We start from the raw sequence: 26,694 nt of genomic DNA on the forward strand, positions 1-26,694 counted from the left end.
AACTTCAGGATATTGTATAAGAATATGTAAATTTTTGTATCAAAAAGATAGGCAGTGGCAGATGACTTCAAACGATAAAAAAAACAAAAAATCCATAACTGACTCAATTATAAGTAAATTTACAGATAACGTACGTCTTTCTCCTGATTCCCCTGCCTTAGATGATAATGTTGAATTTTTAACCTATGCACAGGTTGATGTTCTTAGCAACAATGTTGCCTATCACATTAGCTTGATACAAAACGAATCGTCGGCTTCTGTGTTGTCTGTTGGTATTTCACTTGAGCGTGGAAATGACATGATCATTGCCATGCTCGGTGTCCTTAAAGCTGGGGCAATCTATGTGCCTATCGATCCCAACCAGCCAGCAGACAGGAAGCGTTATATGTATGAAAACGCGAACTGCGACTATCTGATTTGCGATGAAGGCAACACATTTAGTGAACTCTCCAATCACGGCGATGACCCGTCTGTGAAAAGAGGATTGATTAAAAACTTACGAGTTACAGAAGACCCTTCGTCTGCAGATGGTCGTTCTCCAACAGTTCATGATGTGGCGTGTATTCTTCATACTTCTGGATCAACAGGAGTACCAAAAGGCGCTGCATTAACGCATCTTGGTTTACTCAATACCAGTTTTTCACTCAGCGAAAAGATGAGGCTTGATGCCACTTCCACTGTCCTCCATTACGCGTCGTTAGGGTTTGATTCTGCGACACTTGAATGGCTTTTGGCTCTGACTAACGGCGCTCAACTAGTGATCATTCCAGATGATGACCGCACAGCACCGGATGCGTTGGCAGAATTTGTAGCTCGAAAGCAGGTCACGCACGCAATTTTTCCTTCAACTATGTTGCCATACTTGGACATCAACCGTTCATACGCATTAAAAGCCATGGCATCTGTTGGAGATGTTGCCGACCCAAGCTTGTTGTGGCAATGGACCCAAAAGTGCAGTGTTTTTAATGGCTATGGTCCGATGGAAATGTCGATTTGTACCTCGTTACATTCCGTGCAGGATGCCGAGCCAATCACCTTGGGCCAGCCGATTGACCGAACCGAGGTTTTGGTTGTTGGGGATAGTGGCGCTCCCGTTGATACGGATGAAGTAGGGGAGCTCTGGGCAACTGGGGTGGGGTTATCTTTAGGCTATATAAACAACCCGAGTCAGACCGCCAAATCGTTTGAACAACGTCAAGATGGACGGACTTGGTATAAAACCGGCGACTTAGTGAAGTTGGACTCAAAGGGAGAGCTGCATTTTGTTGGGCGAAAAGATCATCAAGTTAAAATTCGTGGCAATCGAGTGGAACTGGAAGAGATCGAGCAAAGCCTCAAGTCGCTTCAATCGGTAGAAAACGTGTGTGTTGTAGTCAAGCATGACTCAGATGGGAACAAGTATCTGGCAGCGTTTATCTCCGGAAACGAAAAAGTCACAGGTGATGAAACCGATCATGTGCGCCAGCAACTAACCGAAATGTTACCTGAAAGCCATTTACCAAGAGTGTTTCAATGGCTGGATTCCATGCCACTAACGGCAAACTTGAAAGTCGATCGCTTGGCTATTCAAAACATTCATCTTGCTGATTCAAAAAAGGCTGTCACGCAGAGTGATAATGTTCTGAAAGCATTGTTTGCATCAGAACTTGGGGGAGTAGATTTAGCCGATGATGATCATTTCTATCAGAAAGGGGGCGACTCAATTGCATCCATTCGGTTGATCAACCAAATAAACCGAGTTTTCAATTGCAACCTGAGCATGCGCGAGTTTAGGGAGAACCCAACCATTTCAGGGGTTGAGAATCTTATCTCTGCGAAGGGTTTAACTCCTATAGCCGATGCCAATTCAAAAACTGGTGCTAATTCAAAAACCGAAGCTATTTCAAAAGCTTTAGTTCAACACCAAAACAGACCAGAAATGTTCGATTTATCAAGCCAACAATTAGTAGCTTGGTATATGTCCAAGCAGCAACCGGAGAGTAAAGCCTACCTTGCAGAAGCGGCGATTCACTTTTCGGGTGAATTGAACATTCATGCATTGGAAAAATCGCTCAACGCCTTGTTTGCTCGTCATGACATCTATCGAACCATTTTCAACGATGAATCTGGTGAACCTATGCAAACTGTGCTGCCCAGTTTCGAAATGAAGCTCAAGGTAATTGAAGCCGAATCGGTCATAGAGCACGCTGAAGCTGGCTCAAATGGCAACATAATCCTAGATAAAAAAGCCGTTATTGATCGTGTGTTGACTCAAGAACTTCCAGGTATTTCCGATCTTTCAACGCTACCTCTTGCCGAGTTCGTATTAATCCGATTTAGCCCTACCGATCACGTGCTGTTGCACCAAGAGCATCATATTATTCACGATGGTTGGAGCGGCAGCGAATTTACTCGGGAAATGATGGAAGCGTACCGCGCTTACTCACATGGTAAGGAATCTAGCGATGCCAAATGGACGCCAGAACCTGTCGCGCAATATTATGATTTTCATGTGGCGCAACAGGCTTGGTTAGAGTCGAAAGAAGCGACCGAACAACTGGATTACTGGAAAAGTAAGCTAGAAGGTAACCCCCAAGGGGTCGCGCTATTTGGCAAGCAATCCCATTCCCTCGGTTTTTCTGGTGGGCATCAAAAAATGGTGTTTACCAAAGCCCAGTGGGCATCAATGGAACATCGATGTCAGCAGCTCGGCATGACGCCATTCGCTTTTACTTCCGCTGTGCTTTATCTCTGTATGTGGCGATATTCAGGTCAACAAGACCTCACATTTGGCTCTGCTTTTGCTAACCGAAATTGGCGAGATTCTCACGGTACCCTCGGCATGTTGGTGAACACATTGGTCCTTCGACAGGCGATGGACTCGACGCAGTGCGTTTCTGACTTTCTTGCCGAGACCCAACGTGTGATTGATGAGGCGCAAGACAACCAAGAGCTGCCGTTCACAAAAATAGTGGAAGCGTTAAACCCAGATAGATCTTCCGTCAGTAATCCGTTTTTTAATGTTCTGTTGGGCTTTCACGATACGCCTATCGATGTTGATGCCATGCCTGATCTGGACTGGTACAAAGACGAAACCATGATTTCGGAAACCTCTAAGTTCGACTTAGATTGTTTGGTTGTGCCGCGTGGCGAGTCGTTCAATCAAGACGGTGAGGTTCATTTTTTGTGGGAATACCGGAGCGATGTGTATTCACCCGAAGAAATCGCTGTATTTTTGGAAAGCTTCCATGACTTGTTTTTGCAGTTGAGTGAAAGCTATGAATCCATGGCATCACAGCCTTTATCTTCTGTATCGGCGATAACACCTAATCAATCTAAGTGCTTGGTTGAGGACTGGGGTGTTGGCGGTGCGCTATCTCACCCTGTTCGACACAAATACGCCAAATCGAGCATCGCCGCTTTGATTGAAAAGGGGGTTCAGAACTTCCCACAAAAAGTGGCACTGAGTACGAATAATCAAAATATCACCTACGCTGAACTGGATAGAACGGCAAGCCAAATTGCCATTGATATGGATGCTCTGGGTATTGAACCTGGTGATCGAGTTGGTATTTCAGCAGGTCGCTCCATTGAGCTAGTGGCATCCATGCTTGCGGTGTTTAAGTTAGGCGGTTGTGCGGTGGTTATAGACCCGAGTTTACCGCGTCAGCGTCAGGCATTTATGGCGCAAGATGCCAATATTTCGATACTGCTTTTTGATGGACGTGGCTCGGTTCATCAAGACAACAATGAAGCCGTTGGATCGTTAGCACCGCTCACGCTGGACATTGCCCAGTGCTTTGGAATTGAAAGCACCAGCCGTGTTTGGCGAACCCCTATTTTTGAAGACAATCTAAGTGCTTACGTGTTGTACACATCTGGCTCTACTGGCGTTCCAAAAGGCGTCGAGGTAACGCAATCGTCGCTTCATAATGAATGTTGCTGGCACATCGACCAATTCAAATTGAACGAAGATAGTATCGGAACGAGCCTTGCTTTTGCTGGTTTTGATGCCTTTTTAGCCGAGGTTTTTCCTTTGCTTATGTCCGCTGGGCATGTGATTTTGATTGAAGATAAAGATCGAGACAACCTCACAGCGTTATCCGATTGCATGAACAGCCACAACGTCACTCATAGCTGTTTACCGACAGGGTTACTTGAAGCCGCTTGTGCCAGCCAGTTTAAATGGCCAAGCTCGCTTAAAAACCTACTGGTCGGTGGGGACGCACTTGGTAATGTTGTGTTTCCAGAAGGATTTGATGCCAGCTTTTACAATCTGTATGGCCCTACAGAAACCACCATCGACGCGACGTTTGCCAAGCTTACTCCTAAAACAGGGGGCGATGATGAATCGGAGTCGTTAGCACCGCCGATAGGGCGACCTATCGCCAATGCTTTTGCGGCAGTGATTATTGATGGCGGCATAGCTCCCATCGGTGTTCCCGGAGAATTATTCATGGGGGGCGCTGGCATAGCCAATGGCTATCTTAATCAAGCGGAATTAACCCAAGAACGCTTTTCCCTAGGGGATGTTTCGTCGTTTGCTTCGGATATTCGTTGGTACAAAACAGGGGATTTGGTTCGCTGGTTACCTAGCGGTGAACTTGAATATCTCGGGCGGTTGAATGATGAAGTTAAAGTTCGGGGCTATCGTGTTTCTTTAGGGGAAATTAGCGCTCAACTTTTACAACTTGAAGAGGTGGCGCAAGCTGCTGTGGTTGTTAGGCAAGGCGCAATATACGCTTATGTAACCTTAACGGATCATGATGCGATTGCATGGAAAAGTAACAGCACCAAGTATGAACGCCAGCTAGCAAGAAAAGTACGCGTGTCTCTTAAAAAGACCCTACCTGAATACATGCGTCCCAGTGCCACTCTGATCTTAGATTCCCTTCCACTTACTGAACAAGGCAAGCTTGATAAACGTCGTTTGCCTTCACCGTTTGAAGAAGAAACCACCTATGAGAGTGCCAGCGGTGCTATGGAAGAGGCCATTCTCGCTATCTGGCTGGAATGTTTAGAGCTGCCTTCACTCAGTGTTACCGACAACTTTTTCTCGATTGGAGGGCATTCGCTTTTGGCCATGCGGATTATTGCTCGTATCCGGATGGAGCAAGGGGTCGAGCTTCAAATGAGTGACTTTTTTGAATTCAGCACGGTGCGTGAATTGGCGAGTTACATCGAGAGTATTCTCGCGGTTCAAGACGGCGGTTTCTCTAGCATCTCTGGAAGTGGGGGTGACATTGAAGGCGAAGGATCCGATTCCGAATTCTTGGAAGAGGGCGAAATCTAATGGCTCACGAATTGATTCGGTTAGCGAAATCGCAAGGTGTACACCTTTATCTGGATAACGGCGCCTTAAAATATAAAGCCAAAAATGGTCTGAGCAAAGAATTAGCCACGGCATTGCGCAGCAGTAAATCCGAAGTGATTGCGTTTTTGCAGCAACACACAAAGCAAAGCACCAGTATCCCAAAGAAAGAAGCCAACAGGTTGCGATTTCCCTTAACGTCTGCGCAGCAACGGCTATTTTACTTAGAAACGTTATACGGAGATAAAGCACCTTACAATATGGCGACAGCGTTTCGAATGAGTGGTAAGCCAAGCATTGAGAAGCTGGAAAATGCCATTAATGCCATTATCGAAAAGCATCAGGTGCTCAAAACGCAATTCCAGATTAATGATGGCATACCTGAACAGGTGATATTACCAGACGTTCTATTCACTATTTCTGAATGTTCTGATACACCAAGTATTTCCAATGCTGTAACAGATGAGGAATGGATGGCGGAAGAGGCAAGCCGACCATTTACTTTATCTGAAGCCCCTTTATTCAGAGTGAGCACAAAAGCCAGTTCAAACTCGAATAGCACTCTGATCCTGTTTGTATTCCATCATATTGTGTTTGACGGTTTGTCTTACCGACTTTTTTTCAATGCCCTTAATGAGTATTTGTCTACAGGGAAGATTGAACAAGTTTTAGATTATCAGTACGGCGATTATGCCGCATGGCAACAAACTGAGGGTAATACGGCTTTAAAAGCCGGAGAAGCGTATTGGTTTAAGCAAATGAAAGGTGTTGAAGAGCTCAACAGCTTAACCCCTGATTTTCCACGCCCCGATACGCCTGAGTTTTCGGGCGCGATTAGCCGACAAATTCTGGATAAACATTTAACCGCGACACTCAGAGCCTTTGCCCAGCAACAAGGGGTTTCGTTATTTACGTTACTTCAAACGTTTTTCTCACTGTTGATTGGGCGTTGGACAGAGCGAACCGATGTAGTAACGGGTACGCCAGTCGCTGGGCGTCAAGTGTCGGGTTCAGAGAAACTTATTGGCTTTTTTGTTAACACCTTAGCCCTTCGTTTTAATCTCGACGATGATCATACCTTTCTGAGTTTACTCAAGCATTCAAAAACCAAAATAGCGGAAGCGTTTCGCCATCAAGATGTGCCATTCGAACGCATTGTTCAACAACTAGGGCATGAGAGAAGAAGTGGCTTTTCACCCATTTTACAAGTGCTGTTTGCGTTGCACGAAGAAGGAGAGTTTCAACTCGATATCGATGGTATTCCGTGCGAAAACGTGGTGGTAGAGCGCAGCAACATCAACTTCGAACTTGAACTTCACGTCATGGACAAAGGGGAGGTGTTGGAGGCGACGTGGGTGTTTGCTGATAACCTTTTCCATGAAACTACCATCACATCGCTGCAAGAAGCGTTGAATGCACTGATTCAAGGCGTATTGGCTGACCCTGAATCCACCATTCATCAATTACCGTTGATTTCGCTGAAAGCCGAGCAAACCATCGCGTCTTGGAATCAAACTGGTAAGGACTACCCTCTAGACAAAACGTTTGTCACGCTGTTTGAAGAACAAGTCGCCAAAACCCCGGATAGCGTTGCGTGCGAATGGTCCAATGCCAATGGAGGCGTTGAAAGCCTCAGCTATCACGCGTTAAACGAAAAGGCTAACCGCCTTGCAAACTACTTGATTGATAAAGGTGTGAAATACGATCAATGTGTCGGCCTGATTGATGCTTGGTCGCACACGTCTTTGGTTGGTATTTTGGGGATATTAAAAAGTGGTGCAGCGTATTTACCGCTGGATCCTAATCACCCAGAGCAGCGCTTGAATCAAATACTGTCTTTGGCGTCTGTCGAAGTGCTGCTGGTGGCAGGTTCCTTTGAATTGGATAGAGCAACAGCTCAATCCGTTCATACAGTTGTGGATTTAAGTGAGCCCGATTTTTGGACCGAGCCCCTCCCAGCTTCACATTCAGACCCGCTTGCTCATACAAATCCTAGTGAACGGGGAATCGCGTCGCAGCCAGACCATCTTGCGTATGTGATTTATACGTCCGGCTCCACAGGTGTTCCAAAAGGCGTGATGGTTGAACACAAAAACGTTTCGAACTTTCTGTTTTCATTGCAGGACACAGTCGAGTTGGAACCAACGGATGTCGTCGCGTCCATTGCACCACCCGCGTTTGATATCCACGTAACGGAAATGTATTTACCGCTAATGTTGGGAGCAAAAGTGGTGCTGCTGAATTGGGAGCAAACGCGTTCTCCTTCTTCTATAACGCAATGTCAGCAGAAATACAGCATAAGTATGATGCAAGGTACGCCTTCAACATGGCAAATGCTGATCGACGACGGTTGGCAGCCATACGATGGTTTGAAAATGCTGACGGGTGGTGATGCACTTGGCAGGCAGCTTCACGATAAGCTATTGAGCAGCGGAACCACGGCTCGGTTTTATAACTTGTACGGACCGACAGAAACCACGGTCTATTGTTCCGGCAACGAAGCATTTCTCGATAACCCACGCATCCATGTTGGGCGTGCATTTCCGAACAACCATTACTATGTTCTGGATGATTTTCATCAACACCGCCCTATTGGTTGCATTGGCGAGGTGTACCTTTCTGGTGACAACGTCACGAGAGGATATCTAGGGCAGCCAGAACTCACGACTGAAAAATACCGCATTGATCCTTTTCTAAAAGAAAAGCATCGCTTATACCAAACGGGTGATTTGGGAAGATGGTTGCCAGACGGGACTATCGAAATTGTTGGGCGTAAAGATTTCCAAGTAAAAGTGAATGGATTTCGAATTGAGCTGGGTGATATTGAGCATCAAATAAGGCAGCACTCAGACGTTGAACAAAGCCTAGTGACTGCGATACCTAAAAGCCGGATAACGGGCACTGAACCGTCAATAGGTGAGCCGCAGATATTGGTTGCCTACATCAAAAGCCAAGCCGATAGTCTTGAGCTAGAAGAAGCATTGAAATCAAGGTTGGAACGGGCGCTTCCAAGGTACATGATGCCAAATTTCATTATGGTATTGCCTGAGTTTCCACTAACGGACAACCGTAAAGTAGACCGGCGCGCACTGCCTCTTCCGACGTTTCACCTGCAATCCGAAAGCAAGGTACCCACATCTGATACCGAGCGTTCGCTTTGTGCGATATGGTCGGAATTACTCGAACAAGATATCCAGAATATAGAGGCAAGCTTCTTTTCATTAGGAGGGCACTCTCTTCTCGCGATCAAAATGATCAGCCAAATTCAGGAGCATTTTGGTGTTCGCTTGTCACTTAAAGTGTTGTTTGACGCCCCCACAATTGAACAAATGGCAGCGGTTCTCGATGAGCAACTCATCAACTTCTCAGAACAAAAGAGTAATGATTCCATACCCATTATTCCGAGAGTCGAGCCCAAGAGTGTTGCGCCACTATCATACTCTCAGCAACGCTTGTGGGCGTTAGATTTACTTGAAGCAAAAGGGCGATTTTACGCGGTACCTTTAATTTATGATGTGGACGAAAACATAAATCATCAGGCACTTTATCAAGCCTGTCTGGCTTTGATTCAACGCCATCAAATACTCCAAACGGGGTATCAAGTGATCGAAGGTTCAAACGGAGCTTCGAGTGCTGAACAAATCACGATGGGCGAAGATGCATTCCAATTTTTTACTGAAGATGTTACTGAGCAAACCGAGCAGAAAAAAGAGCAAGAGTTAGGTGAGTTCGAAAGGAAAATGGTTGATACGCCTTTTGAATTGGCTAGAGGCGAAGTATTCAGAGTTGGGGTAGCCAAGCTAGGAGAGCGTAAAAGTCGCTTATTTATAGTGGTTCACCATATCGCGACAGACGGCTTATCTTTATCGATACTGCTAAACGAACTTCAGCATTACTATCTCTCATTTTGTTCTAACCATTCGAGCAAAGATTTAAAGCCGTTACCATTGCAATACCGCGATTATGCGGCGTGGCAACGGGAACAATACGGTCATGAAAGCTGTCTTCGACATCGTTTAGAAGCCTATTGGGAACAACGGCTAAAGGACTCCCCCGAACAGCACGCTCTGCCACTCGACTTTGCGCGCCCAGAAACACCAACTTACCAAGGTAAAGCGTTCAAACGTTCCTTGGGGGAGAAATTGTCAGCGAATCTCACCTCCTCAGCTAAGCAACACAGCACGACGTTGTTTAACGTTATTTACAGTGCTTTCTCTCTTTTGCTGACACGCTACTCTGGAGTTGAAGAGATCGTGATAGGGACGCCCGTTGCAAACCGTGAGCGAAAAGAGTTAGACGACTTGGTCGGCTTTTTTGTGAACAACCTGCCGCTTCGCGCAAAGGTGGAACCATCCGATAGTTTTGAGTCCTTACTCAAACGAAATCATCAACACATTTTGCAAGATTTTGAGCATCAATCTTTGCCATTTGAACACATCATCTCGCTGGTTAATCATCGCCGTCAGCTCAATTGCCCTCCAATCTTCCAAGTTATGCTTTCAATGGAGCAAGAAAGCCATGAGACCATTGATTTTGGTTTCACTCAGGCAGCGGCAGTGTCCCCAAATTCTACTGAGGCTAGGTTTGATTTAACGTTGGGTGTTAGACAATCCTCAGATGGGATTGCACTCTCTTGGAATTTCTCCAGTGATATTTTTGAGCAGGCGACGATAGAGTCCATGGCCGTGAGTTTTGAAACATTGATTTCCAAGCTCGTTGCAGAACCTAAATCCGAGGTGAAAACACACGCCCTTGCTGATTGGAGCGTGTTCGACATAGAAGCCGATAACGTAAAATCAGACGACCAATCTACGACGTTATTGGCGTTGTTCGACAAACAGGTAGCGCGTCATCCAAAGGGTATTGCGCTTGTGTGTGAAGAGCGTGAGATCAGTTTTGAGCGTTTGAATGCACTGGCAAATCGGGTAGCGAATATGCTCGCTAGCAAAGGTGTGAAGCCGGAAGAACCGATAGCCATTGTGCTGGACCGTTCGCCAGAGATGATCATTGCCATGCTTGGTGTTGTAAAAGCAGGTGGCGCGTATGTGCCGCTGGACAGCAACCAGCCGAGTCAAAGACTTATCCAAATTATTGAAGACAGCGGAGCACAATTTGTTCTGACGTCGATAAAGCTTGCGAAAACCTCCTTGCCTGAACTGTCGGATGAGAGGTTGATACCCATCGAGTCAGAATCGCTTTTGGGCGAGCAGATTAGTCGCTTATCTTCTAAACAATTACCTCATAAACAATTGTCCCCTAAACAGCTGGCGTACATCATTTATACCTCAGGGTCGACAGGGCAATCGAAAGGGGTGATGGTCGAGCACCAAGGTGTGGCGAATTACATTCAAAACCAAAATGAGTACTTAAACCTGAGTACATCGGATATCAGTGACTCCGCTGGTTTTCTTTACTTAACCAATTTTGCGTTCGATACATCGGTAGCCAGTATTTGGGGAGCCCTTGCCAGTGGTCGTCCGCTACATATCGTTTCGGAAGCGGAGCGCTTTGATATCGATAAGCTGCAAGCCAAACTCTATCAACCGGAGCATTATGCCGTGGCGTACATTCCTCCAGCGTTGCTAAAAGAGCTGGATGTGTCTGCGCAGGGGGATTTGATTCCACGAATGGTGGTGTCGGGGGAGGCAACAGATGCCGATCTTATTCATTCATTAGTTAATCGAACACAGCTTTTCAATGAATACGGACCGACGGAAAACAGCGTATGTTCTACCGTTCATCGGTATGAAAAAGGCGATGTCGCGAATGTGATAGGGAAACCGATCGCAGGCGTTGGTTACGCACTATTAGATGATTTTTATCTCCCTGTACCGCAAGGTGCAAAAGGGCGCTTGTATTTGAGTGGAGTCGGTGTTGCGCGAGGGTATGTAGGTAAGCCTGAGCTGACAAAAGATAAGTTCAGGAAATTGGAAAACAGCGATACCGTTTATTACGACAGTGGTGATGTGGTTCGGCTGAATGCTCGGGGAGAGCTCGAATTCTTTGGGCGATCTGACAATCAAGTGAAAATTCGTGGGCACCGCGTAGAGCTGGGTGAAATCGAGCATTGTATCTCACGAGTTTCAGGCGTGAAGTCGGCCAAAGTGCTGGCAGAAAAAAATGACAGAGGCACGCTGGTTTTAAACGCTTACATTCAGTGGGATACGAGTTTAAAAGCGATGAACTCTGAGATGGAGTCAACGCAAGATATAAGCGCAGAGTTCTTATTCTCGGTAAGAAACCAGCTAGAACACACACTACCAGACTATATGATGCCCAGTGCTTGGGCATTTGTGGATGTTTGGCCTCTTACCCCTAATGGGAAAATCGATCAAACCGCATTGCCAAGCACTAGGTCCATTCAACGGGCTTCTCACTCTTTATCGTCAAATGATGCTGCTCAAAGTCCTTCCCCTAAAACACAAGTGGAACAGGTCATAGCCCAAGTATGGCAAAGGCTGCTTGGGTTGGAAAATATCGATGTGAATGACAACTTTTTTGCACTCGGGGGCGATTCTATCGTTGCTATGCAAAGTGTGTCGCGCTGTTCTTCGGAGGACGTTCGCTACACGGTGCGTCAGTTATTTGAAGCGCCGACGGTCGCTGCATTGGCAGATATTGTTTCTATCCATGATGATAATCCGTTAGAAGGTGAATTTTCACATACAACCTCATCTCTTTCTGTTAGTGGTGAAATGCCGCTACTACCCGTTCAAAAAGAATTCTTTTTCCACGCCAAGAATGCAGAGAGCCCTCATCGATTCAACCAGTCTATTCTGCTTGAGTTACATCAAGCGATAACCGATGAACATTACGTTTCGGTGGTGGAATCATTAGTCAACAAACACGATGCGCTGAGGCTTTCTTTTCATTTGGATGGTGATAATTCGAAGAGTGGAAATACAGAAGTATGGCGAGCTACCCACCAGGAAATAACCGATGAGTGGTTACAACAGGCGTTAAGCGATATCGCGGTTCAGAGCCAAAGCGAACTTGCCGCTGTGTGCGATCGTGTCATTGATGAGCTGGATATCACACAAGGTCCGTTGTTCCGATTTGTAAAAATTACCGATCGATCCGTGCAAACCAACAAGCTGTTTGTGGTGGCCCACCATTTGGTTATTGATGGGGTGTCTTGGCGAATTCTGTTGGATGACTTGCAAGCGTTGCTGCTCCATCCCGACGATTTCCGGCCTGCTAAAACCTTGTCGTTTTCTGCTTGGTCGCAGCGTAATCTCGAATGGATTACTGGTGATGCAGGCGCGAAAGCAATTCCATACTGGAGAAAGGTAGAAGCCTCGATTAAGCCGCGTTTCCGTTCTTCACAAGATCCAGTGATGGCGCACATTGAATTCGATATTGGGGCGAGCCAAACGCAAAAACTGACTCAATCTGCTCATCGTGCTTACGGAACCAATACTCAAGATATTCTTTTGGTTGCCTTGCTTCTCAGTTTGGGCTGCGATACCGAATGTGGGGAAGATAAGAAAATTGAAGGGAGCAACGCAGGTAAGAGAAAGTTCGCTTCCCTTTCTATTGCCTTAGAGGCGCACGGTCGACATGCCGAGCACCTTTGTCTAAATGGGAAAAATGCCGATTTAAGTGAAACAGTCGGGTGGTTTACGTCCATATACCCGATGAATTTGTCAGGGAATAGTGCCCAAATATCCGATCTGATTTGCTCGATTAAAGAGCAAGTTCGCAGTGTGCCAGACAAAGGTGTGGGGTACAGTTGGCTAAAATCGTACACGGACTCGCTCGATAAAAACGTCGCTCAGCCAGACATATTGTTTAACTTTCTTGGTCAGTTTGGTGGTGATACAGCACCAGATTCGATTGAAAAAAACCAGGCAGCCTTTTCAGTCGTATCGGGATTTAGAGCCGAAGACGGTTCGAAAGGGCACATGACGCCACGTGCGATGGCGTTTAACTGCCGAGTAAGCGATGGCGTTCTGTCGTTCGATCTGGACTACGATACAGGCTGTCTTTCCCACGAACAGATTAGTGCGTTTTCCGTTCAATTTCAAAAACAACTCACGCAGATTATTGATCACTGTGTTCAGCAAGAAACGACTCGCCGCACTCCTTCCGATTTTCGCACACCTGATTTACACCAAGTAGACATCGACGCTTGGGAAGCAGCACATAAAAACGTATCCCTTCCTTTGATTGATGTATATCCGGCAACGGGTATGCAGCAAGGCTTGCTGTTCCATAGTGAGCTGGAAAAAGATGCGTATGTTACCCAGCTTACCCTCACATTGGATAACGTCGATCCCGATATTCTCAAATTGGCATGGCAGGCTGTTATCAATCGACACGATATATTAAAAACGTCGTTCGCGCTTTCAGAGGAAGGAACGCGATATCAGCGCGTTGCAAAAGAGGGGATACTGCGCTGGCAGCATACGAATCTAACCAGTCTTGGTGCAGGGAACGGTTGTGATGCGCAAAACAGCAGCGGTGAATTACAAGACAAAGTGGACGTCATTGCACATCAAGAAAAGTGGGAAGGTTTTGATGTGTCTTCACCAACGCTCACTAAGTTTCATTGGATACAACTTTCAAAGGGTCAGGGAAAACTGATTTGGTCCACCCACCATGCACTGTTGGATGGTTGGTGTCTGCCTATAATCGTGAGCGAGCTTCGAGCTTGCTATGCGGCTTGCGAGAACGCTTCTACGTTGGCATTGCCGTCTGCCAAGCCTTATCGCCGCTACATTGATTGGTTACAAAATCAAGATCATCAACTTGCTCGGCAGTATTGGCGAGTTCAACTCTCTCGTTTTGAAGAACCTACACCGCTGCCTTTAAAGTCGTTCTCGGAGCAAGCTAACGAGTCTTTAGGCGCTAACAAGGGCGACCAAAGATTCAAAACATTGCCGCTGTCGTTGTCTTCGCAGCAAACCCAAGGTTTAGAACGACTAGCAAGAGAATCGGGATGCACTTTAAATACCGTACTTCAAGGTGCGTGGGCATTATTGCTGTCGACCTATTCTGGGTGCGAACAGGTGGTATTTGGCTCGACGGTTTCTGGTCGACCGGCATCACTGACTGGTTCTGAAACCATGATAGGGCTATTTATCAACACGGTGCCTGTAGTGGTTGATGTTGATCTCTCAGCTTCATTAAACCTCTGGCTACAAAAGTTACACGTTCAAAATGCGCAGTCTGAAGAGTTCAGTTTCTTGCCTTTGTTCGAGATTCAAGCGCAAGCAGGCAGTGCTTCTCAAGCCTTATTTGACAGCATTTTGGTGGTTGAAAACTACCCTGTGAGCGAAGAAGCAAGGAATGCCCAGCATGATGGGAGTTGGCAAATCGCCGCAGTCGAATCGGTAGAGCACACTAATTATGGCATTTCGCTTCAAGCGTACAAATCTGCGTCTACAGCCAACGAGAACAATAAAACCTCCCAGTTGGAATTGTCTGCAACTTACGATTGCAGCAAGTTTACCGATTGGCAGATGCGGCAGTTAGTTACACATTTAGAAAACGTGCTGCACGCCTTTTCAAGTAATTCGCGCTCTGCGTTGCGAGACATTCCAATGTTGGGTGAGCAAGAGCAGCATTACCTGTTACGCGAGTTGAATAACACGCAAACTGAGATCCCGACACAATCGATTCATGGGTGGGTGGAACATTTTTCAGCGAGCGCACCCAATAAAACCGCATTAATTGAAGGCGACAGGCGCTGGACATATCACGAGTTAAATCTGGCTGCGGATAGGATTGCCCATCATTTGCAATCCAAAGGCATTCAAGAAAATGATCGCGTTGGTGTATGCGTTGAACGCTCAGCAGAGATGGTTTTGGCGGTACTGGCAGTATTAAAGCTCGGAGCTTTGTATGTGCCGATGGACGCGAATTACCCAAGAGAACGCATTGAATTATTGGTTTCGTTGTCGGAAACACAATGCATTCTAACGGATGGCAATGCGGAATTTCTCTCAAGCAATTCGCGCTACCACGTAATCGATATTTCCCCACAACACATGAATGTATGGGAACAGCCAAGCAGTTTTTACAGTGTCAAACGCGACCTTGGTGACAGTGCGATGGTGATCTTTACATCGGGTTCTACGGGGCAACCTAAGGGTGTGGAAGTGCCACATAGCGGCGTGGTTCGCTTATTGAAAAACACCAATTTTGTGTCGATTACTCCTGAAACCACAGTGGGGCAAGTGAGTAACTTCTCTTTCGATGCTTCTAGTTTTGATATCTGGGGAGCGCTAATCAATGGTGCAACCGTCGTGGTGTTAAAAGACGACGAAGTACAGGACGTGAACCGATTATCCGAGCAGATATCAACTCACAACATCAAGGTATTCTGTATGGCGACCGCGTTGATGAATCAATTAGTGGAGCTTAAACCGAATTTGTTTGAGAACGTAGAGTATCTTCTTTTTGGTGGTGAAGCCGTTAACGGGAAAACCATTGAATCGATATTTGAATACGGAAAACCTAAGCACCTTGTAAACGTTTATGGGCCCGCAGAAAATTCCACAATATGTTCTACCTACGAGATCACCGATCTTCGTTCTGATTACCCCATGGGTCGCGCAACGGCGAATTCCACTGCGTATGTTTTAAATCATCGCCAACAGTTGGTTCCATTAGGGCAAATAGGGGAGCTGTACGTAGGTGGGAAAGGATTGGCAAAAGGCTATTTTGGTCGAAGTGATTTAACTGCTGAACGTTTTGTACATCAACAGCTTGGTGCCAACCATATAGAACGCCTATACAGAACAGGCGATTTGGTGCGTTACAACCAAGAAGGTCAACTGGAATTTGTTTCGCGTGTCGATCATCAGGTCAAAATTCGGGGGCAAAGACTCGAACTTTCTGAGGTTCAACTGCGAATATTAGCGAGCGACAGTGTAGAGGCAGCTTATGTTGGCACTCTAAATCAGGGAACAGAAAAACAACTTTATGCAGCGATTCAATTTGCAAACGTTGAAGATTCAGAAGCAAAACTAACGCAACTTAAAGAGCTTTTAGGATCCATATTACCCAATTTTATGGTGCCTACACTTTGGGTTACCGTGGAAGAAATGCCACTAACACCCAATGGAAAAATAGACGCTAAATCGTTAGCTACATTGGTCGAAAACAGCAATCAGAAACAAGTGAATACCGGTGCGCCAAGAGACGATGTGGAAATGGCGCTATACCGGATATGGCGCGAGATTCTGTTAGAGAAAGAAATCGGAATACGCGATAACTTTTTCGATGTCGGGGGCTCTTCAATCGCTGCGATCAAAGTGATGCACTTTATTGATAAGCAGTTCGCAGTACGTATCCCAGTATCGGAACTTATTAATCACCCTACCATTGAGGCATTAGGCGGATTGGTTCGTGCTGAGGCGTCCAATCAGCCTCAGTTATCCAATCAACCTCAGCTATCCAATCAACGGCAGCCGTCGTCGAATTGGCCCCACGGTGTGATTGAGTTTCGACCCAGTCAAAATGGTAAGAATGTAATTTGTATTCACCCTGCGGGTGGTACAGCATTTGGTTACCTTTCTTTCGCTAAAGCCATGCCTGAAGAATATGGTGTCTACGGAATTCAAGCGAAGGGTGTTGATACGGATGAAGATTTTTTACCCGATGTACAAGCCATGGCTCACTACTATTTAGACCAAGTTAAATCGCTGTTAGACAAGCCCCATGTGTTTGTTGGCGCTTCCTATGGTGGAATCGTGTCTTTCGAGATGGCGAGGGTAATGAAAGCGCGAGGTTGTTCGTTCTCGACGGCGGTGGTTCTCGACAGTGAAGCCACTGAAAATAGAGCGGCGCTTGCCAAAATTCAACCTGTTTCGAATGAAGTGTTTCGTCAGAAACTCGTTACTTACAACGGCATGTACCCTGGTATTAAAGACCAACAAATTGAACGCTATCACCGCCTGTATAACCACCATCTGGATACATTAAAAAAACTGACTCTTGATGTGTCTAGCGCCCCAACGATCCTAGTATTGGCAACCGATGATAAAGACGAGGAACACCTGCAACTGATGCGAGATTTTTGGTCAGCTAAAGTCGCCGCGACCATCCAAGTGAAAACCATTCAGGGTGATCACTCGACGTTGCTGGAACCACCTTACATTGATTCCGTCGCCCGTATGATCGAGAAGGAGCTTTCACATGATTGAGCAATTCATGCAGGTGGTGACAGAACAGGGTAATCAAATCGCAGTTGAAGATGGGAACCTGAGCCTTAGTTATTCAGAACTGGATTCGATTTCTAATGCGTTGGCGTCATCTTTGGTGAACATAGGCGTTCATGAAGGGGTACATGTAGGCTTGTGTTTGCCTCGCTCCGCAGAATTGATCGCAACCATGGTCGCGGTGATCAAACTAGGTGCTTGTTATGTGCCTATTGAACCGAGTATGCCCGTAAGCCGTAGACAAGCACTGTTTGAGCAATGCGATATTCGAACTGTATTGAGTTATAGCGAGCAAATAGAATTATGGCGTCATGAAGAAGCGGAGAACAGTGTCGCAGAATTGTTCGACTTTAAGGCTGAGTTTAGCCATGCCTTATCGCAAGTTAAAAGCGGGGAAACAGTTGAATTCAAAACGTTTACAGCTTCCCCCGATACGCTGGCTTGCCTGTTTTTTACATCAGGTTCAACGGGGTTGCCGAAAGGTGTTTCTGTTCTAAACTCCGGCATTAAAAGTGTGGTTCATCAACCCAATTACGTGCCGCTGACATCTGGAAAACGCGTCGGTAATTTCGCGAACCCTTCATTTGATGCATTAACGTTTGAAGTTTGGGGTGCCTTGCTAAACGGTGCGACTGCGGTGGTATTCACGCAAGAAGAGATCAACGATCCTCAAGCTTTGGCATCCAAAATAGAACAGTCTGCGTTGGATGTCGCTTTTATGACGACGGGGCTGTTCAATCTTATGGTGTTGGAGTTCCCACAAAGCCTTGTGCACATCAAGCATCTACTCGTTGGTGGTGAAGCGTTTGTCGCCAGTAATGCCGCCCCCTTTTTCGATGCTGCAACGAGTGCTGGGTTTGCAGGTAGTGATTATCCCGCGTTATACAACGTATATGGCCCTACTGAATGCACGACGTTTAGTGCATGCCATCGCCTGCTACCCGAAAATGTCGAACAGTATATTCGTGATGCGAGAGTGCCAATAGGTAAGGGCATTAATCGTACTCAAGTCTATGTTGTGGTGGAACAAAACAGGCTAGCTCTGTCTGGTGAGGTTGGCGAGATCGCGATTGCGGGTCCTGCTCTGGCGCAAGGATATTACGGCGATGAAACCCGAAGCGCAGAACGGTTTGTGTATTTGCCTTGGTTAAAGGAACACGTTTACCTCAGTGGTGACCTGGGTATGCAAAACGAGCAAGGCGACATCGAGTTCTTGGGGCGGGCGGATCAACAAGTCAAAGTACGAGGGCATCGGATTGAGTTGTCTGAAATCGAGCAATGTATTCAGTCTCATCCGAATGTACTGCATGCTTCTTGTGTTTCTGTAAAAGGGCAAGAAACGGATATCTACGCGTATTTATCTCTGCATTCACGAGTGTCTAAAGAGGCGTTGAGGCAGTACATCCGTCAGCATTTACCGAGTTACATGGTGCCGCATCGTTTTTTTACTATCTCTCAAGCACCTCTCAATAAAAACGGCAAGTTAGACAAACGTCGGCTCAGAGATATGGAGCATGTTGAACTAGTTAGTGAGCAAAGCACTGCACAACTTGGCGATCAGATTGACGTGTTTGCCCCGACGGTCGGTAAGCTATTTGTTTCCGTCGTTAGCGACATATTGAGGTTAGAAAGCAGCCCCAACCAAAATGGCAGCTTTTTAGAAAATAGCTTTTTAGAAAACACCTTGGTCGAGAATGGCGGTGATTCGCTGAAAGCCATGCGAATTATTGCTCGTTTGAGAAAGCAATTATCGGGGAGCCTAGAGCTCAGTGTCGGCGACTTTATGGCGGGCACAAGCTTGATTCATCTGGCGACCGATATAGAACAGCAATATGCTGCGTTATCTGAATTTGAATCGGAATCTGAAAAAAAACCAGAAAGTGGCTTGGAGTCGAGAACAGAAACTCAATCGAATGTCTATTCAGCCTCGCCAGAACAAAGCCGTTTGGCGTTACTGCAATATTTAAATACCGATTCAACGGCTTACAATGCCCCTTTTGTTTTCACACTGACTGGAAAGGTGGATGTTGAAGCATTGCAGAAGGCGTGGATAAGTGTTGTAAAACAACACGGTGCATTGAGAAGTCAATTTTCCACATCGAGTACAGGTGTCAAAGTCGAGGAATGCGAGTTCCAAGATGAGGTGGTTTCCTTACGATACCAACTTATGCCAGAACACTCAGTCAATGAAGCCATTAATGCTCGTGTGACTCAGCGCTTCAACATTGAAACTGCCCCGCTGTTTACATCCGATTTAATCAAAGTAGATGGGAGTCAGCAGCAAGCTACTTATCATCTCGTTCTTTGTTTTCATCATTTAATTGTTGATGGGTGGAGCATCAATGTTCTACTGAATGATTTAAGCCGTGCGTATGAAGCGTTCACATCGAATCAGGCGCTTAAAGTAGATAGAAAAGTTTCAAAATACCGTCATTTTAGCCAGCAAAGACAAACGGCTATTGCCGCAAGTTCTTATCAAAAGCATATCGAGTTTTGGCGAAGTCAGCCGTTGAACATCGTGCCGAGTTTGTTTTCGTCACTATCTTTGGTGCACAAGCAAGTTGAACCTGATGGTGTGGTGAAAAAGACGTTCACGCCAAAAGAGTGGAATGCACTAAAAAGTAATGCCCAAAATAGAGGTATGTCGCTGTTCAGTGCATTACTTGGCGTTTGGGGCTTAACGCTAAATCGGTATTTTCATCAAGATCGCGTGGCGATAGCGTCCCCAGTGGCAAATCGAGAAGGTGGCAGTTTTGAAAATTTGGTTGGTATGTGTGCGAATACCTGCCTTTTTAATATTGAGATGCCAATAGGGTTAGAAGTCAGCAAGTTTCTAAACAAAACGCATCATAACGTTACGCAAATTCAGAAGCATCAGCAGGTGGATTTTGCAGATGTCGCGAGCATAGTGCAGCAGCGTTCTGTAAGTGGTATTAGCGATGATGTTATTGAAAGTATGTTGGTTTTGGAAAATACCGATCCTAGTATTCTCGCCATCAAAGGGGCGGAGATAAACGCACAAACGTTGTTTAGTGGTGAAGCAAAATTTCCCATTACCTTGTTCGTGACCGACTGCGGTGACAATGCGGAATTGGTATTGGAATATCAGGGTAAAAAGATATCGAATGAGGCAGCCAATGCCATAGTGTCTTCATTTATGACCCTTTCAACCCATTTATTCCAATCATTAAATCGAGCGATTCAACAGGTACCCCATTTGTCGCCATCTCAGTTGGCACAAGTTGCTGAATTCTCGAAACCTCAATTGCAGGAGCATAAATCGAGATCGCCTTCTTTACCTTGGCACCGCGTCGAGGATTGGTTTGCTTATCAAGCTTCGGTGTCGCTACAAAATATTGCGGTGGAGATGGAAGGGCAACAGCTCAGTTATCAAGCACTGGAGGCGAAAAGTGAAAAGCTTGCCGTTGTCTTGCGTGCCCAATACCAACAGGTTCCAAGTGAGACGCTTGTCGGGCTGAGCTTTTATCGGGGTATTGAGCTGGTAGTGGCGGTCATGGCTATTTTAAAGTCGGGCGCGGCGTATCTTCCCCTCGACCCTGATTACCCGAAGCAGCGTTTAAACACTATGTGTGAGTTAGCAGACCTCGATTTGCTGTTAACGGAGGAGGGCAATTTACATAGCTTTGTCCGCAATAGCAGCTCTAATAAAAGCGCAGCTCATTCGATTTCTAGCCCTATTTATTGTCTGACTTCGAGTTTTGAGTTGAAGCCAGTCACTAACAAAGAATCGCACAAAGAGTCCCAGCAAAGCTCAGAACGCTTAGGTGTCACCACACCGCCAGAGGTGATTGAAAAGCAGGGCAGCGACAGAGCCTATGTTATTTACACTTCAGGTTCTACCGGTGTTCCGAAAGGGGTAGAGATACCACACGATGCATTACTGAATTACCTCGACCATTGCGTTAATCATTATTTTGAAGACGCGCAAGTGAGCGCTGGCGTGGTGTCTTCTTCCGTAAATTTTGATGCAACAGTAACCACTTTAATCGCGCCTTTAATGGCGGGTAAAACGGTGAAGCTGATACCGCAAGACGGGAATGATGTTCACTCGCTAGCCAGTACCATCAAAAATGCTACGGAGCCGATGGTATTCAAATTAACGCCCACCCACCTAAAAGCCCTGAATCATTACTTGGGAAAAGAGCAATTAGAACTGGCACATCGCTTCGTAGTCGGTGGTGAAGCATTTGATACCGCTACTGCAAAGCAATGTCAGCAGTGGCTTCCTTCGGCGAAATTGATCAATGAATATGGTCCAACTGAAGCGACTGTCGGTTGCTCTACCTATGTATATCCGCCTCAAATGAATCAATATGATGATGCGGCTTTGCCAATCGGTCATCCTATTTGTGGGGTAAATCTTCATGTCTTAAATCGAAACGCGCAGCTCTGTGCCCAGAACGTGATTGGTGAAATACACATTAGTGGAAGTGGTGTCGCATTGGGGTACTTGAATCAAGCTGAAAAGACCCGAGATCGTTTCGTTCATTTGGATATCAACGGCGCAATTCAGCGTTGTTATAAAACGGGTGATTTTGGTTACTGGAACACAAATGGAGAACTTATATTCTGCGGGCGAGAAGACGATCAAATTAAGCTTAATGGTTATCGAATTGAATTAGGTGACATCGAAGCCGCATTAGCGCTTGCTTTGCCTAACGTGCGCAGTGCTGTGGCGTTAAAACAAAGCGACAACACACTGCTGGTGGCATATATAGAGCTTAGTGAAAGTCAGCTTGCGAACAAGCAGCAAGTTGTCATGGACGTGTTGGCTAAACAGCTACCCAACCACATGATACCCAGCCACTTTTGTTCGGTGGATACTTTGCCGGAAACACCGAATGGCAAGCTGGATCGTGATGCGCTTCCAATTCCCGATTTGGCAACAAAAATCAATAATAGTGAACAAGAGAAAGCACATTCAGAATCGCCTTTAGTTAATCATTTGATTTCGATGTTCAGCCAACAAAATGGTGCTCAGATTCATCCAGATACCCCATTTTTTGAATCGGGTTTTAACTCTTTAAATCTTATGAAAATGCATAGCCAATTATTGCAAGACGAATGGCTTTGTTCTCAATTCCCCCCGATTAATCTGGTCGATCTTTTTGCTTATCCTAGTATCCGTAAATTGGCAGAATTTCTAATGCAAGAAGAGGCTTCTTGCGCTGAGTTCGAAAGTAATGAACGCAATGAGCGTAAGGGAAGTACTCAAACCAAAGAAAGCCGCAAAGCCGTTAACCGTGAGATAGAAAAAAGCCACGATATTGCGGTTATTGGTATGGCTGTGAACTTGCCAGCGGCGAATGATTTATCGGAGTTTTGGGAAGTCATTAAAAATGGCAAGGAGTGTATTGAGCGCATTCCATTAGACAAAAACAGCGAAAAGTTTGATGAGGAAAATTGGGTTTCTGTCCGTTCAAGTATGCTAGGGGTAACAGATTTCGACCCAGCTTACTTTGGTATTTCCGAGCACGACGCAAAGTTGATGGACCCCCAGCAGCGGCATGCATTAATGACTGCTGTTCATGCTCTAGAGAATGCAGGCATAGAGAATACACATATAGAGAGAAAGGTTGGTTCGAATGGTTCCGATATGGAACCCCATTCCCCTCTATCAAAAGATGCTCGAAAGATCGGCGTTTTCATGAGTGCGAGTGACAATACTTATGGTCCAGCCATTGCTAAATATGGTGAAGAAAAAATCGACCCATACCATTTATCACTATTGAACGAGAAAGATTTCATTGCCACACGTATTGCGTACCACCTTAATCTTTCTGGTCCAGCTATTACGGCTCAAACGGCTTGTTCTAGTTCTTTGGTGGCGATCCATCAGGCTTGTCAGCAAGTTCAACTGGGGGATTGCGATATCGCGTTGGCTGGCGGTGTGAACGCTGATCTTGAGACTTTAGATGGCTACCCATTCAGGAAAGGGATGATTTTATCGGAAGATGGGCATTGCAAACCTTTTTCCAATCAGGCGAGCGGTACGGTTCCAGCCAATGGAATAGGAGTGGTTGTACTCAAAAGGCTGGACTTAGCAAAGCAAGATGGCGACCGTATTTACTGCGTCGTGAAAGGCAGTGCCGTAAATAACGACGGTGGAAACAAAGTCAGCTTTTATGCTCCTTCTGTTCATGGTCAGCGCGATGTTATCGTACAAGCCCAGCGAAATGCCCAAATATTTTCTGAACAAGTACAGTATGTAGAAGCGCATGGTACTGGCACTCCTTTGGGCGACCCCATTGAAGTGGAAGCTTTATCCGCCGCGTTTGACGCGAACCGAAAGTCACCAGACACCAAGGTGGTATGTCAGCTAGGATCCCTTAAAAGTCAGATGGGACATTTAGGCAGTGCAGCTGGTGTAGCAGGGTTCATTCGTACGGCTTTGTGCCTATATCACCAACATTACCCGGCAACGCTTTGGTCGGACAGTCCAAATGAAGCCATTGATTTTAAAGCGGCTGGGTTTACTTTGAGCACGCAAGCCCGTGCTTGGGAAGGTCGGAATAGATTCGCTAGCGTCAGCAGTTTTGGTATGGGAGGCACAAACGCGCATGTGATCCTTGGAGCTTTCGATGACGCCATTAATGGCGCTCTCAAATGGAATGTCACGCCAACCCCATTCAATACTAAATCGTACTTGAGTCCATATTATGTAAAACCCATACAAACCAGTGAACTCCAGCACACGGCAGAGCGAAATCGAGCGCCATTTGAACAGTGGTTTTTGGAAGAAAGCTGGCAGCGGGTTCTTCGAGTAAAAACGGTTAAAGGGGTAAACAATCAAACCCTCTTTATTGGCAAAAAAAGTGAGTATCGTGATGAGGTCATAGCCCATTATCAGCAGCAAGGTAATCAAGTCACTCACGTTTCCGACTCCACAGACTTGCAAGCATGGTTGAACATTGAATCCAACCAGGTTGCGCAGCTAAATGTAGTCGTATTTAGCCAAAGTGATCATTCAGGAAGTGGCTTTATACAACCTCTGTGGCAACGAGTTGAGCTGGTTCAAGCCTTGCAATCTTGCAGTTCAACAACTGACATCCAAGTGATTTTCTTAAATTCGAACTCAGCAGAGGTGTTGGGAAACGAGCTGGTTAACCCTGATAGCGCTTTAATGAATGGTTTGGTTAAAACCATGACCATAGAAAACCCACGTATGAATGGGTACTGTTTGGATGTGAGTGAAAGTGAGTCGTCATCCGATTTAGCGGCTTCTTTGACCCATCTATTCAGTTCATCGAGCGCCAGTTCTAGTCAACCGAATGAGCCCTTTTTCGCTTTGCGCCATGGCTATTTATGGCAGCGATCATTTGTAGAATCACCTATTGAATCAACAAAGTTTGATTTGCCGAAAGAGCAAGATCTGCCTAAACAAAGCAATGAATCCAACGTGTATATTGTTACGGGTTCGAAAGGAGGCATTGGACGGCATTTAACCCAGCACCTTTTAGCGCAAGATAGTCAAAACGTGGTGATAGGACTATCTCGATCAGCAAAGCAACAAAGCATTCAGCAAGGTGTGAGTGAACAACACATCCAGTGCGACATCTCAAATGGTACGCAATGGCAATCGCTGGTGGAACAAATTCACCAAACTTTTGGCTGTGTAAAAGGCATTGTTCACGCCGCTGGGCTAGCTGGCGGTGCGATGATACATACGCTCAATGCCGATACTCTCCAACAAAACGTGGGCGCTAAAGTGCTAGGAGCCATTCAGCTGGCTCATTCGATCGATACGTTGAAGCCGGAATTTGTTTTGTATTGCTCGTCGATGTCTTCCATTTATCCTGTGGCTGGGCAAACCGATTACAACGCAGCAAATGCGTTTCTGAATCAGATGTCTTCCTGTCGAGGGGGTTCAACAACACGAATGATTTCGGTTAATTTCCCGACATGGCTGCAAACAGGCATGGCAAAAGACATCAATAAAACAGATTTTGCGATAACGCCACAAGAGGGGCTAATGGTTTTTGATAGGGTGACACATAGTCTATTCGAAGGCTGTTTGTATGTGTCGCCTTTAAATCAGGTCGATGCACGCGATTTCTTTCATTCGATTAATCATCGGGACGTCCGTACTCGTAATGATAAAAACAGCACCGAACAAAGCGGATATTCAAAGAATTCGTTTGTCGAGGATGCGAACAATAATCTAGACATTCGCCTTAAGCTAACAGCGTTATTTGCACAAGTGTTGGGGATGGAAGAGAGTGATATCGACCCCGATGTTTGCTTTTACGATTTAGGCGGTGATTCGTTAACTGTGCTCGATTTGTTGGATGCACTAAACGAATTATTTCCTAATGCTTTTACCTTGGTGCAACTGAATCAGAATGTTTCCATTGATTCACTTACTCTTCATTTGGAAGCTGGTCTTTACTCAGAGGAAAATGAGCATATAGAAAAAAACGCCCATTTAGAAAGAAGTGATGAGTTAGAAAAAAGCGGCGAGTTAGAAAAAATCCGGCACGTAGACGTACTGATTCATCCGGTAGGCGGTGATGTGTCTGGTTACCGAAAATGGCGAGAGTGTTATCCGAAAAGCAGAGAACTGATCGCTATTCGAGATCCTTTATTGGAAGGAGGGGCGTCATTGAATACGATTCAAATATGCGCTCAAGAGTATTGCGCTCAAATTTCTTTTCATCAAGTAAAGCGCGTGATTGGTTGGTCTTTTGGTGCAGTAGTGGCGCAGGAAATGGTGAAGCAATTAGGTGACGATGTAGAGCTGGTTTTGATAGACCCTCCTGCACTTAACCATTCTTCACAGCATCTTCCTGAGCTTGCCAATTCGGTTTTTGTTAAAGAGGTTTTGCAACAATACCCTGAACTCAAAGGGCGATTGAACGAGCGCAGTTCAGTGAATGACATTGTCGATGCCATGCATACAAATGGTAGTGAAGCACGCCAGTATTTGGAGCGCGTTGTTTCTGCTTGCCAGAAGAATGCCAATGCGTTGAGGCAATACAAACCTAGCAAAGTTCACGTTAAGCAAGCTTGGTTGTTTGTTGCGTCGGAGCATTCTCCAACTGAGAAAATCGATGTCACAGAATCGTGGCTAAACGTTCTTTCTGATATCAATATTTATGAAGTTAATGGAGACCATTACTCGATTTTGAATGAAGCGGGATCACGCGATATGTTATCCAAGATAGTGGAAACTGCACCACATTAGGGAAGCCTAAATGAAAACGCCCTGCTCAATGA

Annotated in this window: 3 protein-coding genes; all 3 read left to right on the forward strand. The window is 45.8% G+C overall.

Features of this window, described 5'->3' with window-relative positions:
* Positions 1-61: 61 nt before the first annotated feature.
* The 3 genes from CW749_RS18380 to CW749_RS18390 are packed head-to-tail and all read left to right on the forward strand — an operon-like array spanning position 62 to position 26,662.
* On the forward strand, positions 62-5,272 hold the full coding sequence (locus CW749_RS18380; RefSeq protein WP_101113733.1) for a non-ribosomal peptide synthetase: 5,211 nt from the start codon (positions 62-64) through the stop codon (positions 5,270-5,272).
* Positions 5,272-17,442, forward strand: a complete 12,171-nt coding sequence (locus CW749_RS18385; protein WP_101113734.1) for a non-ribosomal peptide synthetase — start codon at positions 5,272-5,274, stop codon at positions 17,440-17,442. Before CW749_RS18380 ends, CW749_RS18385 begins: the two co-directional genes overlap by 1 nt.
* Positions 17,435-26,662: a non-ribosomal peptide synthetase gene (locus CW749_RS18390; RefSeq protein WP_101113735.1), complete on the forward strand. Its 9,228-nt coding sequence runs from the start codon at positions 17,435-17,437 to the stop codon at positions 26,660-26,662. The genes CW749_RS18385 and CW749_RS18390 overlap by 8 nt, the downstream gene beginning before the upstream one ends.
* Positions 26,663-26,694 lie beyond the last annotated feature (32 nt).

The sequence above is a fragment of the Vibrio sp. vnigr-6D03 genome (genome assembly GCF_002835515.1).
GTDB classification, from domain to species: Bacteria; Pseudomonadota; Gammaproteobacteria; order Enterobacterales; family Vibrionaceae; genus Vibrio; species Vibrio penaeicida.